The organism is Nonomuraea sp. B5E05, assembly GCF_039880665.1.
GTDB lineage: Bacteria > Actinomycetota > Actinomycetes > Streptosporangiales > Streptosporangiaceae > Nonomuraea.
This window is the reverse complement of the sequence record NZ_JBDPMJ010000026.1, coordinates 35603-51380: the sequence shown is the minus strand read 5'-3', so window position 1 is coordinate 51380 and position 15778 is coordinate 35603. Positions and strand designations below refer to the sequence as shown.

Sequence of the window (15778 nt, the reverse complement as noted above, 5' to 3'; positions counted from 1 at the left end):
CGGTCGTCAATCCGGCTGGCGCAGGGCGCGGTCGAGCAGCTGGTGCATGTGAGCGCGGAAGCGCCGCAGCAGCGCGGGATCGCTCATGGCGATCCGGTGGCCGGTCCCGTCGAGGATCCCGCTCAGCGTGCAACCGTGGATGCACCACACGATCGTGTACGTGAGCATCCACGGGTCGGCCCCGGCCGGCTCCGCGAGCGTGGCGAAGCCGTCGACGAACTGCTGGGTCAGCGGCTGCAGGTCGTGCGCTTCCAGGTGGTCGATGTCGCTGGCGTCGGACATCCAGCGGTGCGCCCACAGGGCGGGGATCTCGGGATGTTCGGCGCAGAGGTCGATGTACGCGTCGACGAAGCGGTGCAGCGCCTCCAGCCTCCGTTCGGGCGGGCCGGTCTGCGCCTCGCGGGCCGGCGGCTCGACCGCGGCGGCGAGCACCCGCAGGACATGCTCCATGACCTCCAGGTAGAGCCCTCTCTTGGTGGGGAAATAGCGGGTCGCTGTGGCCACGTCCACTCCGGCGGTCTCTGCCACCAGCCCCATCGACGTCGCGTCGTAGCTGAGGGCGGCGAACAGCCGGATCGCCGCCCTCAGGATCGCCTCCCGTTCGCCGGTCTCTGGAGTGTCCATGGACGCGACCCTAGGCGCGGTGTGCCGACCGGCACATCACTTGATCCGCAAGCCAGGGTAAAAGTAGCTTCCCGATCATGCTTTCGCCCGGAAGGCCCCGGATCCGATAGAAATGTTCGGTGTCGTCGAGAAACATTTCTATCGGGCGCTGGGTCAGCACGTGGACGGCCATGCCGCAGCTCACCGAGCCCGGCAACATGCCGCCCCCGCCGTACACGAAGGACGGCCTGGTGCTGGCCGGCAGCACCTTGCGGCAGAGCGTACGGGTGTCGGCGGGCGGGTCGCGGCTGCGGGTGCGCTTCTCCAACGCGTTCGGCGGCGCGCCGCTGCCCATCACCGCCGCCTCCGTGGCGCTGCCCGAAGGCGGGCGGGCCGGGGTGAGCACGATCCTGCCGGGGTCCGCGCGGCCGGTGACGTTCTCCGGCAGGCCCTTCACGGTGGTGCCGGTCGGGGCACAGGTCGTGTCCGACCCGCTGGATCTCGCGCCGGCGCCCGGCTCGGTCCTCACCGTGACCCTCCACCTGGCCGACGGGCAGGCCTCCGAGCACGTCACCTCGCACCCGGGCTCCAGGACCACCTCCTACCTGGCGACGGGCGACTACGTCACCGCCGCCGACCTGCCGGGCGCGACCCCCGTCGACCACTGGTACTTCCTCAGCGCCCTGGAGGTGTGGTCCGGGCCGGGCACGGCCGCGCTCGTCCTGCTGGGAGACTCGCTGACCGACGGCAGGGGCTCCACCACCAACCACAACGACCGCTGGCCCGACCGGCTCTTCGACCGGCTGGGCGCCGCCGCGGGCGTCGCCGTCGCCAACCAGGCCGCGGGCGGCAACCGCCTGCTGGACGACGGCCTGGGCCCGAGCGGCCTGGCCCGGCTCGACCGCGACGTGCTCGCCCAGAGCGGCGTCCGGTGGTTGATCGTGCTGGCGGGCGTCAACGACATCGGTACCGCGCCGGCCACCCGCCCGGCGCAGAAGCGGGTCGCCGAGGACCTGATCGCGGCCTACGAGCAGATCATCGTCCGGGCGCACGCGCACGACATCCGCGTGTACGGCGGCACGCTCACGCCCTTCGGCGGCAACGTCCCGTACGACGACGCCCCGGGCCACCGCGAGGCGGCCAGGCAGACGGTCAACGACTGGATCCGGACCGGCGGGAGGTTCGACGCCGTGATCGACTTCGACCGCGCGGCCCGCGACCCGGCCGCGCCACGCCGGCTCCTGGCCGAGCTCGACCTGGGCGACCACCTGCACCTCAACCCCGCGGGCCACCGGGCGCTGGCCGAGGCGGTGCCCGCCGGCCTGCTCACCGGCTAGATCTGGACGAACTCGAGGTCGAGGAGATGGGCCAGGGATCTGAGCTCGCCGGCGCGGTGGCCGGTGCCGAGGGCCCAGTGGTGTGACATGCCGGTGGCGCTCCACTCGTCGGTCCACTCGCCGGGGTCGCGGCCGAAGTCGACGCGGGAGGTGGTGTTGCCGATCCGCAGGTGGGGCCCGTCGACCGTCTCGCCCTCGGACGCGAGGAAGGCGAAGCGCCCGTCGCGGCGCTGGATGATCCCGAACGCGGTGACCGGTCCGTGCTTGACGTCGAACTCGACCGAGACGCCCCAGCCGCGCTTGCCGTGGTAGACGCCGAGGCCGCGCAGCAGCGGCTTGCTGGCGCTGATGGCGAGGTGGGCGGGCCCGTCGTGACCCATCTCGACGTGACCGCGGTGGAAGTCGAGCGCCTGGAACTCGGTGAAGGAGCCGCCCGCGCCGAGCCGGTCCATGACGAGCATGGCCAGGCTGGTGCGCAGTTCGTACTCGCCGGCGGCGGGGACGCCGCGGGCGGTGAGCAGGGAGGCGCCGAGGATCATGCCGGCGCCGAGGCGCTCGTGCGTCTCGCCGTCCAGGCCGCGGTGGTAGTAGGCCAGGCTGTCCAGCTCGAAGTCGGCCACGAGCCGGTCGAGACCGACCGAGACGCGGCAGGCCCAGTCGAGGTCGGCCTCGTTGACGGAGTCGGCCAAGTCGAAGATCTTCTCGGTCTCCGCGCGCTTGGCCGCGGCCTCGGCGTCGGTGACCTTCTCCACGCGTACCCGCAGGTCGTCGAACTCGAGCACCTCGACGTGCCCGCCGAAGTTCGCGCTCACCAGCGTCAGGTCGGTGGACACGTCCAGCATGCCGGGATAAAGGTGGCCCATCAGGCCGTGCCGCCCGTGCCGCAGCGCGGCCCTGGCGGCGGCCGCCCGCACCCACCCGCCGATGCGCTTCCAGGCCCGCTCGTCCTCCAGGTAGCCGGACACCGAGCGGAACGGGATGCCGCACCGCTGGAAGGCGTTGGCCATCTCGGGCAGCGGGCAGGCGCCGCAGTAGGCCAGCCACTGGCCGGTGTCGAAGGTCGCGTGGTCCATCGACTCGGTCGGCTGCAGGTTGATCAGCAGCACGGGCGCGCCGCTGCGCTGCGCGATCGGCACCAGCATCGTGGCCGTCATGTACGTGGTCAGGAAGCCGACGATGAGGTCGCAGTCGGCGGCCCGCAACCTCTCGGCCGCGACCGCCCCCTCCTGCGCGTCGGAGATGAACCCGACGTCGACGATCTCCGCGTCCAGCTCCCTCATGCGCTCCGAGACCCGCGCCGCCGAGCGCTGGAGCTGGGGGAGGAGGTCGGGGAACTGGGGCCAGTACGCTCCCAGCCCTCCGGCCACGAGCCCTACACGTACCTGCCTGGTGCTGGCCATGGTGCTGCCCTCCGGCGCGGCTTCACCGCGCGAAACGTTTTACCTGGATCGGCCTCACCGGGACGGTATTGTGGCGGCAGCAGATGGTCAAGAGGCCTGCACGAGGGCTTTACACGTTTTAATGCACCAGGTGGCGGTCGAGGAAACCGGTGACCGCTCGGGCCAGCGTCAGCCGGTGATCCGACAGCGCGTGGTCGGTCGGATAGAGCCGATGCTCCAGCCCCGGCACCGGATGCGCCTGGTAGGCCGCGACCAGCGGATGGTGGTGCGTCTCCGGGGGTGTGATGGTGTCGCGGCCGGTGCCGATCAGCAGCACGGGCCGGTCGGCCAGCCGGGGCGCCAGCCGGGCCAGGCTCCACGCCTCGCCGGCCGCCTCCATCTCGGCGACCAGGGCGGCGCCGCTGGTGCCACGGAGTGGCAGCAGCGAGTCCTCCCACGCGGCCGTGTACGCCTCCCGCGCGCCGGGATCGGCCCGGCAGGCCGCCGCGGCCGCGCCCAGATCGAAGGCGGCCACCGAGGCGACGGCGCGGACCGCGCGGTCCTGGGCGGCCGTCATCAGGGCCGCGAAGCCGCCGAGGCTGTGGCCCACCACGGCCAGCCGCCCGGGATCCAGCCGGTGCTCGGCCGCCACGGCGTCCTCGCGCACGGCCCGGGTGACGCGGGCGGCGTCCTCCAGCACGTTGCCCCACGAATATGAGCCGCCCACGCCCCACGAACCGCGGTAGTGGAACACCAGGGCCGCGTAGCCGACCCGGCGCAGCGCCTGTGCGAGGTCGAAGTTGCGCTCGTTGCCGGGGAACCCGTGCAGGAGCACCACGATCGGATGCGGCCCGGGCCCGGCGGGCAGGTGCAGGACGCCCAGCAGCGCGTGGCCGCCGCTGGCGAACGTCACCGCCGGCGTGCCGGCGGGAGGCACGAGGCCGGTGGGAAGGTCACCTGTCAGAGCGTCGGTCACGGCTGCCTCCGGTGTGATCGAACTGATCGGTTCGATCAGGAATCTAGCAGACGTCGCACCGGCATCCGGTCAGCGGCCGCTCCACTTGATCTCGTACGGCTTGAGCGTGAACCGCGTGCCGGCGACGGTCGTCGTCACCTGGCCGTCGGAGGTGTTGACCAGCAGCAGCTGCTCCGGCTGGGCCAGCACCCTGACCTTGGCGTCGGAGGAGCTGACCGCCTCCAGCTCGACCCCGGCGGGGAACCACTTCGTGAAGCCGGCCACCAGCCTGGCCGTGGGCTGTTCGGCGCCCGTGCGCGGCTCCCACAGGCAGGCCGGGCAGCTGCCCTCCTTGGCCTGCGGGTTCCAGTAGAGCGCCGTGGTGACGCCGCTCCGCGCGAACTCGATCATCGAGGCGGCCTGCACGGCGAGCCGCTTGGGCTCGGGCCACGTGGTGCCGTCCTCCGGCACGAAGTACCACTCCGACCACCACACCGGCAGGTCGCCGGTCTTGTCGCGCAGCCACTGGGTGACCGCGCTGAACTTGCTCAGCGCCCCGAACTCGTCAGGCAGCAGCTCGTGGGCGTCGGTCACGGACGCGCCGTCGACCACGACGAAGTCGGCGCCCTTCTTGTGCTCGAACCAGTAGTTGAAGGCGTCGAGGACGTGCTGGTTGACGACGCCCCACTCACCGCGCAGCTCGGTGTCGCCGCCCTTGTTGCTGTCGAAGCCGAGGTAGGGGCCGCCGATCCGGGCGTCGGGCCGCGCCGCCTTCACCGCGTCGTACACCTTGTTGTACAGCTCGGTGTACCCCTTGTAGTCGGCGGGCTTGGAGTGGTCCTTCCAGAAACCCTTGAACTCGTTCCACACCATGAAGTACTTGACGTCTTTGTACCGCGTGGCGACGGCCGCCGACAGCTTGGCGAAGTCGTCGAAGTGCTCGGGGTAGGGGGCGTCCTCCAGGTGCTCGGCCCAGCCCTCCTCCGACGTCGGGCCCTCGGGGCCGCCCTTCATCCAGTCGGGGGCGCAGCAGAGCGTGATGACCGGCGTGGCGCCCGACTGCCTCATGAGGTTCATCCGGCTGTCGAGGTCTTCCCAGATGTACTGCCCGGGGCGCGGCTCGGGGTTGAAGGCCCCGAAGCCCATGATGTGCTGGTTCTGCAGCATCGGGGTCTTGGCGAACCGGCCGGCCACCCGCTGCTCGAACTCCCGGGTGATGTTGTTGGCGCTGACGCCGGTGTGCGTGAACCCCCAGCGCGGCCAGCCGTCCTCCACCTGCGGCGGCTTCCCGGCCACGCCGCTCGCGCTCGGCGACGCCTGCGGCGCGGCGGTGGTCTTCTGCACGGCGGGAGGCCGCTGCTGCGGGGACTGGCCCAGCAACGAGCAGCTCGTGACGGTCAGCGTCACGGCCATGGCGGTCGCCGCCGAGGCGGCCGCCCGCGCGAGCCGTCGCCTCATCCCTTGCCGGTTACCCGAAGTCACCCGACCCTCACCGATCCTCCCGTCGACATGCCGCCAGTAGCGTTCCACGGGCTGAGGGGACGGGGCGCATCGAGCGCCTGGTTCACAGTCAATCGTTATCGTTCGGCGTCTTTCGGCGACGCCGGTCTCACGAGCCGCGGCGGTGCAGCAGCAACATCGCGGCGTCGTCGAGCAGCGGCCCGCCCACGTGCTCCACGAGGTCGGCCCGCAGCGCGTCCAGCGCGGCCTGCGGGTCGGGGAGCGTCAGGAGGCCGGCGCGGTCGGTGAGCGGGTAGAACTCGCCCGCCGTGTCCCTGGCCTCGATGACGCCGTCGGTGACGAACAGGATGCGGTCTCCCTCGCCGAACGGGATGCGCTGGGGCTTGACCGTCGCGGCGTCGAGGGCGCCGAGGCCCAGCGGCAGCCCCTGCTCGGGCGGCTCCATCGTGGCGCACGTGCCGTCGGGCCTGATCAGCAGCGGCGGCGGATGGCCGAAGTGCACCAGCGTCATCTCGCCCGCGTGCACCTCGGCGACGGTCGCCGTGACGAACTGCTCGTCGTCCAGGTGCCGGGTCAGGCTGACCTCCAGCCGCTCGCCGATGTCGGTCAGCTCGGTCTCGTCATAGGCGGCCTCGCGGAAGGCGCCGAGCACCCAGGCGGCCGTTTCGACCGCGGCCAGGCCCTTGCCCTGGACGTCGCCGATCAGCAGGCGGACGCCGTGCGGCGTCGTGACGACCTCGTACAGGTCGCCGCCGATCCGGGCCTCGGCCGCCGCCGAGGTGTAGGAGAGCGCCACCTGCAGATCTCCCGCCCGCCGCGGCACCGGCCGCAGCAGCACCCGCTGGGCGACCTCGGCGATCTGCTTGACGCTGGCCAGCTCGCGCTCGCGCTCCAGCCGCAGGTGGGCGGCCAGCATGCTGGCCGCGGTCACGCCCGCGATGCTGACGACCGTGAGGTTGTTCTGCCAGTGGAGCACCAGGTCGTTGTAGGACGCCAGGAACAGGCAGATGGCCAGCGCCACCGAGCCCACCGCGGAGGTCCGCCGCACCCCGCCCGACAGCGAGGCGAAGGCCGGCCCCAGCGTGAGCAGCGGCAGGAACACCAGCGTCGGGCCCGCGAGCACGTCGAGGACGGTGACGCAGAACATGACGGCGAAGGGCAACCACCGCAGAGCCCGCAGGGATCTCATCTGCCCCCTCGCGTCGCCATGTGCGCGTCTCGCACGGCCCACTGTCAGCCCACCGATCCCGGTCAACGAAAAATGAAACATCAATGATTGGCCATATACAAGCATGGCTCAACGCATGTCGGTTGCGGGCCGCGCGGGACGGCCTCGTACGGGCGAGGTTCCGCGGAGACACGCGGAAACAGACATGAAGGACGCTTCCGGCACCTGCTGGACCAGCGGAACTCCGGCCGGGTACAGATCGTTGGGACAGCGGCACACAATCGATCTTGCAACAGGGAGAACAGAGTCGTGGTCTTCAAACGGATGCTGGGTGCTTTCGGCGTCGGCGCGCCCTCGGTGGACACCGTCCTGTCCACCGCCCGGACCCGGCCGGGCGGCACGCTGGAAGGGGAGGTACGGCTCAAAGGCGGCGACTTCGACGCCGAGATCGAGCACATCACGCTCGGGCTGGTGGCCCGGGTCGAGATCGAACACGGCGATGGCGAGCAGGCGGGGCTCGGCGAGTTCTCCCGCACCGAGGTCTCCGGTCCCTTCACGCTGGCCAAGGGCGAGGAGCGGGTCCTCGGTTTCGCGTTCCCCGTGCCGTGGGAGACGCCGATCAGCGAGATCGGCGGGCAGCCGCTGACCGGCATGGCCGTGGGAGTGCGCACGGAGCTGGCCATCGCCAAGGCCGTCGACAAGGGCGACCTCGACATGGTGGCGGTCGAGCCGCTGCCCTCGCAGCTGCGCATCCTGGAGGCGTTCCTGCAGCTCGGATTCGGCTTCAAGTCGGCCGACATGGAGGCGGGGCAGCTCTACGGGGTGCGGCAGGAGCTGCCGTTCTACCAGGAGATCGAGTTCTACGCGTCCGGCCCCTACTCAGGGGTGGTCCGCGAGGTCGAGGTGACCTTCGTGGCCGACGCGGCGGGGCTGCAGGTCGTGCTGGAGGCCGACAAGCGCGCAGGCCGCTACTCCTCCAGCGACGCCATCGGCCGTTTCCACGTCAGCCACGACGACGCCCTCGTCACCGACTGGGCGGGCGAGCTGGGCCGCTGGCTCGACAGCCTGTCCCAGTACGCCGGGCACGGCGGTCACCACGAGCACTACGGCCACCACGAGGGGCACCACGGCGGGCACCACGGCGGGCACCACGGCGGGCCCGGCCTGGGCATGGTCGCCGCCGCCGGCGCGGCGGGCGTCGTCGGCGGTCTCGTGGCGGGCGAGGTCGTGGAGGAGGTCGTCGAGGAGTTCTTCGAGGGCGACGAGGAGGAGGGCGGCGACTGGTGACCCGCCACTGAACGCGCGCCGCCGCCCGCGACGGCCAGGAGCGCGTTCTCCGACGGGCTGGCCGCCGCCGGGGCCGCGAGCGCTGTGATCATGCCGGCGGCCGCGGTGCTCGCGGTCACGTCGCTGCGCCGCGTCCCGCCGATCGGCTCCGCCTCTTCCACGCCGGAGGTCGAGCACGCGGCCAGATGACCGGCGGCCAGGCCGGCCCGCCCTCCCCGGGTGGGCCAGGCGCGGGAGAGGCCTGCGCGTGCGCTGACCTGCCGCTTCAACGTGTAACCGGACTGTAAGTCAGGAGAAAGTGGCAGGAATAGGTTGATGTGCACCTGATCGAGTTCCCCGACTTCAAGGAGTCCGACGTAACCAGCACCGCTGTGTGGAGCGAACTGCGCATGACCTCCACACCCCAGCTGTCCATCTCGATCTCACCGCACCTCACCGCCCTGGCGATGATCTCCGACGCGCTCGCCGGACGCCGCCGCGGCCTGCCGGAGCTCTGGCGCAGGACGATCAGCTCGCGCGTCCGGCCGCAGGGGCACCAGGCCGTGCGGCCGCTCGCCGCCCCCGGCTACTCGGTGGTCCCCGACAGCCTCGTGCCCCGTACGCCCACCGGCGGCGACGTCTCGGTGCAGGACCAGATCGACACCCTGCGCGACCTCCCGCGCGACGCCCTGATCAAGGACCTGGAGCAGGCCTTCGGCGACAGGCCGCTGCCGGCACACTGGCGTCCCGCGGCCGAGCGGCCGGACCGCTGGCTGCACGGCTACGCCGGCGCCCTCGCCGACGTCTGGGACACCACGGAACCGCTGTGGCGCCGCGCCCGCCCCCTGCTGGACAGGGAGATCCGGCGGGTCGGCGTCGCCTCCGTCCGCGGCGGCCCGGAGCTGCTGCTCGGCGCGCTCAACCACCGCATCACGTACGGCGAGCGCAGGCTGCTCATCGCCGACGTCGAGTCCAGCACGTACGAGCTGGGCGACAGGAAGATCGTCCTGGTGCCCATGCTGGCCGGCAAGGACGCGGTCATCGTCAGCCTGGACAACGAGGACGCGGTGTGGATCGCCTACCCGGTGCCCGGAGCAGACCAGCTCTGGCACCGGCCCGCGGGAACGGCGCACGGCGAGTTGTCGGCGCTGATGGGGCCGGTCCGCGCGGACCTGCTCTGCGCGATCGGACAGCCCATGACCATGAGCATGCTGGCCGGCGACATGCAGGTGGCGCCCAGCAGCATCACGTACCACTGCGACCGGCTCATCGCCGCCCAGCTCATCAGCAGGGAGAGGCGCGGCCGCGAGGTGTGGATCGCCCGCACCCCGCGCGCCGAGGAACTGCTGGACATCTTCCGCCGCTGAGGGAAGGGGCGCACCGGAGCCCGGCGCGCCCCTTCGGCATGCGAGCGTCAACCCGCCTGCGGAGCTCCGGATCGGCTAGAAGGTCACTAGCGGATCCCCGATGAAGTCGGCGATGAAGTTGACGAAGAAGAACCCGAAGAACAGGAAGTTCAGCACGAGGATGACGTAGTGCCACGGCCGCGGGCGGGCCGGGCGCGGAAGCTTGCTGTTCAGATACATCAGCAGGAACGGATAGAGCAGCGCGCCCAGGTTCGACATGTTGGCCGACCACTCCACCAAAGCCACCGGCAGCGACTGGAAGATGATGATCGAGATGACGACCAGGAGCACGATCATGAACGGGTAGTAGAAGCGCCGCGGGTCGCCCTGGATGAGGGCGCGCAGGCGCGGGCTCGTGGCGTTGGCCGCGTCCGTCGTGACCCGGACCATCGCCTCGAAGATCCCGAGCTGCGTCGAGAACAGCACCAGCACGCCCAGCAGAAGCCCGATGAAGAAGACCGCCTGCCCGTACTCCGCGCCCAGCACGGAGGCCACGAACGTCGGGACGTTCTCCCGCGTCGGCTTCTCGCCCGACATCGTGACGGCGTGCGACATGAGGATCGTGGGCAGCAGCATGCCGAGGATGGCGCCGACGAAGAACACCCCCCACATGTCGACCATCAGCAGGCGGTACCACCTGCGCCACAGTCCCCGGTTGCGTTCGTCGTCGGGGAACGTGACGCCGCTGGCCAGGATCTCGCGCCGCGCGCCACGCAGGCCGGAGATGAAGCCGACCCGGTGGCCCATGCCGTAGCCCTTGTCGCGGTAGTGGCCCATGACGTACCAGTTGAGGCCCGAGGCCAGCGCGGTGAACCCCGCCAGGCCGCCGAGCTGCGTGGCGGTGATCCCCTCGGGCGGCGCGGCCGGGGTGATGAAGCCGAGAATGCCCTCCCACCACTGGCTGAACGGCACCACGAGCAGGTCCACGGCCAGCAGGGCGAGCAGGATGGAGCCGACCATCACCCAGTTCGCCAGCTCCAGCACGCGGCTGATCCGGCGGGCCAGCGCGGTGATGACGAACACCAGCACCAGCAGGGCGACGGCCCACCAGCGCGGCTCCAGCTCCCCGGCGGGCGGCGGCGCACCGTGGATCAGCGCGTACACCCCGTCCCCCGCCGACGAGGCCCAGCCGCCCGCGATGAACGCGAAGATCACGATCACGACCGAGAGCGGCACCCAGAGCGGCCACCCCGGCGGCACCCGCCCCCAGCCGACGACCGGCGTCTCACCCGTCGCGAGGATGTACCGGGAGCATTCGACGTTGTAGAACGTCTGCAGCAGCGCCGAGACCAGGATCACCCAGCCGACGCCGATGAAGCCGTACTGGCCCACGCTCAGGGGCCCGAGCAGCCACTCGCCGCTGCCGACCGAGATGCCGAGAGCGATCAGGCTCGGGCCGACGGCGTACTTGAAAAGTTCCTTGGGACCGATCTTGGAGACCTTGAAGACCTCCTCAGGCGTGGGCAGGTCGGTGACTTCGAGATCCGGGCGGCTGACTCCGAGTGGGTGCGACATCTCACTGCCTCCTGCGTTCACAGTGATCCCGAACCACGGCCGCAGCAAGGCCCAATCATGCGTACGGAGCGCGCTCGCGACGAGCGCCCCGGCGCTGCTGGGCGATCTCGCGGCGGGCCGGGACAGGGCACTCGGCGGCGAGGAGCGGAGCTGCCGCATAAGCGTCGATCTTGTCCCGAGACATCCGGCAAAGCGGTGAGACGTTCCTCGCGTGGCGTTACACCACGTTACGAGAGTGACTACGTAGAGTGATTGATGCTTGTCACTTCGTGATAACAGGGGGAGAACGTGAGAAGTAAGCTCATAGCCACAGGTGGCGCTCTGGCCACCGCCGCCGCGCTCGTCGCCATAGCCGCTCCTGCCCACGCTGATGAGGTCACCTGCGGCCTGAGCGTGTCCGACACCACCCACACACTCCGCATCGACAAGTGGGGCGTCCACGCGTTCCGTCACGATCAGGAGGCCTGCTCCGACCGCAGCGAGCGCACCGACCACCACAAGCGCACCGACCACAAGCGGAAGGCGTTCCGCTACGGCGACATGGCGGCTCAGGCCGCGGACGCTCAGAAGGTCGAGAAGGCGGAGAAGGCCGAAGCCGCCAAGGACGTCCGCGAGTCGGAGAAGTCGCAGGAGACCTGGGAGTCGGAGGAGGCCGCTGAGGCCGAGGAGGCCTGGGAGTCCGAGGACGCTGCTGAGTCCGAGGAGGCCTGGGAGTCCGAGGACGCCGCTCAGTCGGAGGAGGCCTGGGAGTCGGAGGAAGCCTGGGAGTCGGAGGACGCCGCCGAGTCCGAGGAGGCTTGGCACTCTGAGGAGGCCGGGCAGGCCCGTGAGGGTTGGCAGGCGGAGGAGGCCGCTGAGTCGGAGGAGGTCTGGGAGTCGGAGGACGCCGCCGAATCTGAAGAGGCCTGGCACTCCGAGGACGCCGCCGAGTCCGAAGAGGCCTGGCACTCCGAGGACGCCCAGCGGGCTGAGGAGCACGACACCACCGACCTGGAGGCCATGGAGGACGACAGGTACGCCAGGGACTGGAAGCGCGGACACGAAGGTGACCGCCGCCACCACCATGGTTTCCGCCCGCACCACCACTGGGGCTGGCCGCACCATGGCTACCGCCCCTGGGGGAACCCGTACGCCTGGCCTGGCGTCTGGCACGGCCAGTACTAAGCGGACGGCCTGGCTGAGCCAGCGCTGAAGAAGGGTTGGTCCGATCCTGTTCGGGCCGATTCGTGCGGTCCCGGGACACTGCCACGTGGCCCGGGACCCTTCCCCAGAAGTCCCGGGCTCCCCTGCCTGTTGACGACCTTTGTGACACTGCCGCCCGGCGCTCCGGCGCCGGCCCGGTCCCCCTCCGGGCGACGCGGGACCCCGTGACCCCCGACCGCCTGAATGCCGCCCACCGCGCGACCGCGCCGGGCTCCGCCCGCCTACCGGTCGACGATCTCGTTCTTGCCGATGACCACGACCCCGCCCCGCGTCAGCGCGAACCGGGTGCGGTCGTACTCGAGGTCGAAGCCGATCCGCGCGCCGTCGGGAATGACGACGTTCTTGTCGATGATCGCCTTTCGCACCACCGCGCCCCGGCCGATCTTGACGTTCTCCATCAGCACGGAGTCCTCCACCCGTGAATGCGAGTGGAGCACCACCTTGGGCGACAGGACCGACCGGATCGCCGTCCCGCCGGAGACGATCACGCCGGGCGACACCAGCGAGTCGATCGCCCGCCCCACCCGGTCGCCGTCGTTGTGCACGAACTTGGCGGGTGGCAGCGGGTCGTGCCCGGTGAAGATCGGCCACTTGTCGTTGTAGAGGTTGAACACCGGGTGCGCCGAGATGAGGTCCATGTGGGCGTCGTAGTAGGCGTCGAGCGTCCCCACGTCGCGCCAGTAGCCCCGGTCGCGCTCGCTGGAGCCGGGGACGATGTTGTGCGCGAAGTCGTACACGTCGGCCCCGCCCGACTTGACGAGCATGGGGATGATGTTTCCGCCCAGGTCGTGCTTGCTCGTGGGGTCGAGCGCGTCCTCGCGCAGGGCGTCGATCATCGACTGCGTCTTGAACACGTAGTTGCCCATCGACGCGAACACCTCGTCGGGCGAGTCGGCCAGTCCCACCGCGTCCTTCGGCTTCTCCCTGAAGGCGACGATCCGGCGCCCCTCGGGGTCGGTCTCGATCACGCCGAACTGGTCGGCCAGCGACAGCGGCTGCCGGATCGCCGCGACGGTGACGTCGGCGCCGGAGTCTTCGTGCTGCTCGACCATCTGCTGCGGATCCATCCGGTAGATGTGGTCGGCCCCGAACACGATCACGTGCTCGGGCATCTCGTCGTAGATCAGGTTGAGGTTCTGGAAGAGCGCGTCCGCCGACCCGGAGAACCAGCGCGGCCCGAGCCGCTGCTGCGCGGGCACGGGGGTGACGTAGTTGCCCAGCATCGCCGTCAGCCGCCAGGTGCGCGACACGTGCCGGTCGAGGCTGTGGTTCTTGTACTGCGTGAGCACGACGATCTTCAGAAAGCCGCCGTTGGCCAGGTTGGACAGCACGAAGTCGATGAGCCGGTACATCCCCCCGAACGGCACGGCCGGTTTGGCCCGATCCGCCGTGAGCGGCATGAGCCTCTTGCCCTCTCCACCTGCCAGCACGACCGCAAGCACCTTCCGGGACCTCATGTTCTGGACGCTACCCTCAAATGGCCGATCTATCGACGAAACCCCGCACGGCGGCATTCGCGCGTGTCCGGATTTGCGGATCAATGTGCCCACCGGAGTTCCCGGGCAGGGCTTCTCCGACGTGTCGCGAGCCGGCAGCACCGGCCAGCGGCGCAACACTCGCCCCTTGTGGTGGTCCGCCGGATGCGGCCGCCATAAGGTCGTGTCATGCGCGTTGATCTGCTCAGCCGTGAATATCCGCCGGAGGTTTACGGCGGAGCCGGGGTGCACATGGAATACCTGGCCAGGGAGCTGCGAGAACTGGCCGACGTGCGGGTGCGCTGCTTCGGGGCCGCGCGCGCCGAGGCCGGGGTCTCGGCCTACCGGGTGCCGGGCGGGCTCGAGAGCGCCAACGCCGCGCTCCAGGTGCTCGGCGTCGACTTGGAGATGGCCGCCGCCTGCGAGGGCGCGGACGTCGTTCACTCGCACACCTGGTACGCCAACTTCGCCGGGCATGTCGCCAAGATGTTGCACGGCATCCCCCACGTGGTCACCACGCACAGCCTGGAGCCGCTGCGGCCGTGGAAGGCCGAGCAGCTCGGTGGCGGCTACACGATCTCGTCGTGGGCCGAGCGCACCGCCCTGGCCGCCGCCGACGCGGTGATCGCGGTGTCGGAGGGCATGCGACGCGACGTCCTGGCCGCCTACCCCGAGATCCCGCCCGGCAGGGTCACCGTCGTGCACAACGGCATCGACACCGCGGAATACGCTCCGGACCCCGGCCTTGACGTGCTGAAGAAGCACGGCGTCGACCCGGGCAGGCCCTACGTCGTGTTCGTCGGCCGCATCACCCGCCAGAAGGGCCTGGTCCACCTCCTGCACGCGGCGCGCTCCTTCGACCGCGACGCCCAGCTCGTGCTCTGCGCGGGTGCGCCCGACACGCCGGAGATCGCCGCCGAGGTGACCGCGCTGGTGCGCGGCCTCGACCGCGACGGCGTGTTCTGGATCCAGGAGATGTTGCCCAAGCCGGAGGTGATCCAGCTGCTGACGCACGCGACGGTGTTCGTGTGCCCGTCGGTCTACGAGCCGATGGGGATCGTCAACCTGGAGGCGATGGCCTGCGAGACGGCCGTGGTCGCGACGGCGACGGGCGGCATCCCCGAGGTGGTGGCCGACGGCGAGACAGGGCTGCTGGTGCCCATCTCCCAGAGTGGCGACGGCACGCCGCACGACCCCGAGCGGTTCGCCGCCGACCTGGCCGAACGCGTCAACGCCCTGCTCGGCGACCCGGCCCGCGCCCGGGCGATGGGCCAGGCAGGCCGCGCCCGCGCGGTCGGCCACTTCTCCTGGTCGCGCATCGCCCACCGCACGCGCGATCTCTACGCCGCGCTGCTCTGAAGGTCCAACCCCTCGATCCGGTACGGCGGAGCCGGCGGCACGCCACCCGCCGTACCACGCTGGGGGCCTCCAGGGAGACGGCCTCTGACCCGCACAGGGCCGGGCATCGTAACGGCGCCCGGCGGGCCGCTTCCGTGGTGGGTCGTGGGCCGTGCCGGCGACGCCCGATCACCGGCCGTCCCGGTCATGGCTCCGCGCCTCGCGGGTCAGGTGATGCGTTCGAGGACGACGACCGGGATCTCGCGGTCGGTCTGGCGCTGGTAGTTGTCGTAGTCCGGCCAGGTGGCCGTCATCAGCCGCCAGAGCTCCTGCTTCTCCTCAGGGATCGCCGTGCGTGCCCGGGCCTTGAACCGCTGGTCCTTCACCTGCACGTCGACGTCCGGGTTGGCGAGCAGGTTCTTGTACCACTCCGGATGGTCGGGGTCGCCGCCCTTGGAAGCCACGATCACGTGGTCGTCGCCGTGCCGCTGGTAGATGAGCGGCGTCGTGTACGGCCGGCCCGACTTGCGGCCCTTGGTGGTGAGGAGGAGCACCGTGGTGTTGTTCCAGTCGTGTCCTTCGGCGCCATCGGTTTCCTGATAACGCTGGACATGTTCCTTGCCGTAGAGCATGGACCCTGTCTACCCGCGACCGGCGTGACCTCACCGTTAC

The 15778-nt window shown here is 70.7% G+C and carries 13 protein-coding genes; 5 read left to right on the top strand and 8 right to left on the bottom strand.

All coding sequences use genetic code 11. From position 1 onward, the window contains the following. Window positions 1-6 precede the first annotated feature (6 nt). Window positions 7-624 carry a TetR/AcrR family transcriptional regulator gene (locus ABGB01_RS36015; protein WP_347778053.1) on the bottom strand — a complete coding sequence of 206 codons (618 nt, stop codon included), beginning with the start codon at window positions 622-624 and terminating at the stop codon, window positions 7-9. A gap of 119 nt (window positions 625-743) precedes the next feature. Here ABGB01_RS36015 and ABGB01_RS36010 point away from each other — a divergent pair, with 119 nt between their 5' ends. Then, window positions 744-1940, top strand: a complete 1197-nt coding sequence (locus ABGB01_RS36010) for an SGNH/GDSL hydrolase family protein (protein ID WP_347778052.1) — start codon at window positions 744-746, stop codon at window positions 1938-1940. Here the strand turns inward: ABGB01_RS36010 and ABGB01_RS36005 are convergent. The 4 genes from ABGB01_RS36005 to ABGB01_RS35990 all read right to left on the bottom strand — a co-directional run bounded on the left by ABGB01_RS36005 (window position 1937) and on the right by ABGB01_RS35990 (window position 6924). After that, the gene (locus tag ABGB01_RS36005; protein WP_347778051.1) at window positions 1937-3340 is read right to left on the bottom strand and encodes an L-fucose/L-arabinose isomerase family protein; all 1404 of its coding nucleotides are present in this window, start codon (window positions 3338-3340) and stop codon (window positions 1937-1939) included. The genes ABGB01_RS36010 and ABGB01_RS36005 overlap by 4 nt on opposite strands. A 118-nt stretch (window positions 3341-3458) precedes the next feature. Continuing rightward, window positions 3459-4295: an alpha/beta fold hydrolase gene (locus ABGB01_RS36000; protein ID WP_347778050.1), complete on the bottom strand. Its 837-nt coding sequence runs from the start codon at window positions 4293-4295 to the stop codon at window positions 3459-3461. Between the two features lie 69 nt (window positions 4296-4364). Next, a complete protein-coding gene (locus tag ABGB01_RS35995; protein ID WP_347778049.1) occupies window positions 4365-5732 on the bottom strand; it encodes a xylan 1,4-beta-xylosidase in 1368 nt (455 codons plus the stop codon). 151 nt (window positions 5733-5883) lie between these two features. Beyond that, on the bottom strand, window positions 5884-6924 hold the full coding sequence (locus tag ABGB01_RS35990; protein ID WP_347778048.1) for a PP2C family protein-serine/threonine phosphatase: 1041 nt from the start codon (window positions 6922-6924) through the stop codon (window positions 5884-5886). A 288-nt stretch (window positions 6925-7212) separates the two neighbouring features. On the opposite strand from ABGB01_RS35990, the gene ABGB01_RS35985 reads away from it, so the two are divergent. Continuing rightward, entirely contained in the window at window positions 7213-8190 is a 978-nt protein-coding gene (locus tag ABGB01_RS35985) for a sporulation protein (protein WP_347778047.1), read from the top strand. 317 nt (window positions 8191-8507) lie between these two features. Continuing rightward, entirely contained in the window at window positions 8508-9536 is a 1029-nt protein-coding gene (locus ABGB01_RS35980) for a hypothetical protein (RefSeq protein WP_347778046.1), read from the top strand. 75 nt (window positions 9537-9611) lie between these two features. Here ABGB01_RS35980 and ABGB01_RS35975 read toward each other — a convergent pair whose 3' ends face one another. Beyond that, window positions 9612-11090: an Nramp family divalent metal transporter gene (locus tag ABGB01_RS35975; protein WP_347778045.1), complete on the bottom strand. Its 1479-nt coding sequence runs from the start codon at window positions 11088-11090 to the stop codon at window positions 9612-9614. Between the two features lie 288 nt (window positions 11091-11378). On the opposite strand from ABGB01_RS35975, the gene ABGB01_RS35970 reads away from it, so the two are divergent. Then, a complete protein-coding gene (locus tag ABGB01_RS35970; RefSeq protein ID WP_347778044.1) occupies window positions 11379-12254 on the top strand; it encodes a hypothetical protein in 876 nt (291 codons plus the stop codon). A gap of 260 nt (window positions 12255-12514) precedes the next feature. On the opposite strand, the gene glgC is transcribed toward ABGB01_RS35970, so the two are convergent. Beyond that, entirely contained in the window at window positions 12515-13750 is a 1236-nt protein-coding gene (glgC, locus tag ABGB01_RS35965; protein ID WP_347621076.1) for a glucose-1-phosphate adenylyltransferase, read from the bottom strand. Between the two features lie 207 nt (window positions 13751-13957). Between glgC and glgA the strand changes: the two genes are divergently transcribed. Then, entirely contained in the window at window positions 13958-15127 is a 1170-nt protein-coding gene (gene glgA / locus ABGB01_RS35960) for a glycogen synthase (RefSeq protein WP_347778043.1), read from the top strand. A gap of 206 nt (window positions 15128-15333) precedes the next feature. On the opposite strand, the gene ABGB01_RS35955 is transcribed toward glgA, so the two are convergent. Further along, on the bottom strand, window positions 15334-15738 hold the full coding sequence (locus ABGB01_RS35955; RefSeq protein WP_347778042.1) for a nitroreductase family deazaflavin-dependent oxidoreductase: 405 nt from the start codon (window positions 15736-15738) through the stop codon (window positions 15334-15336). Window positions 15739-15778 lie beyond the last annotated feature (40 nt).

Bases quoted from the DNA above. Each gene is read 5' to 3' on its own strand.
- ABGB01_RS36005 (WP_347778051.1), bottom strand. From the start codon at position 3,340: ATGGCCAGCACCAGGCAGGTACGTGTAGGGCTCGTGGCCGGAGGGCTG.
- glgC (WP_347621076.1), bottom strand. From the start codon at position 13,750: ATGAGGTCCCGGAAGGTGCTTGCGGTCGTGCTGGCAGGTGGAGAGGGC.
- ABGB01_RS35955 (WP_347778042.1), bottom strand. From the start codon at position 15,738: ATGCTCTACGGCAAGGAACATGTCCAGCGTTATCAGGAAACCGATGGC.
- ABGB01_RS35995 (WP_347778049.1), bottom strand. From the start codon at position 5,732: ATGAGGCGACGGCTCGCGCGGGCGGCCGCCTCGGCGGCGACCGCCATG.
- ABGB01_RS36015 (WP_347778053.1), bottom strand. From the start codon at position 624: ATGGACACTCCAGAGACCGGCGAACGGGAGGCGATCCTGAGGGCGGCG.
- glgA (WP_347778043.1), top strand. From the start codon at position 13,958: ATGCGCGTTGATCTGCTCAGCCGTGAATATCCGCCGGAGGTTTACGGC.
- ABGB01_RS35990 (WP_347778048.1), bottom strand. From the start codon at position 6,924: ATGAGATCCCTGCGGGCTCTGCGGTGGTTGCCCTTCGCCGTCATGTTC.
- ABGB01_RS35975 (WP_347778045.1), bottom strand. From the start codon at position 11,090: ATGTCGCACCCACTCGGAGTCAGCCGCCCGGATCTCGAAGTCACCGAC.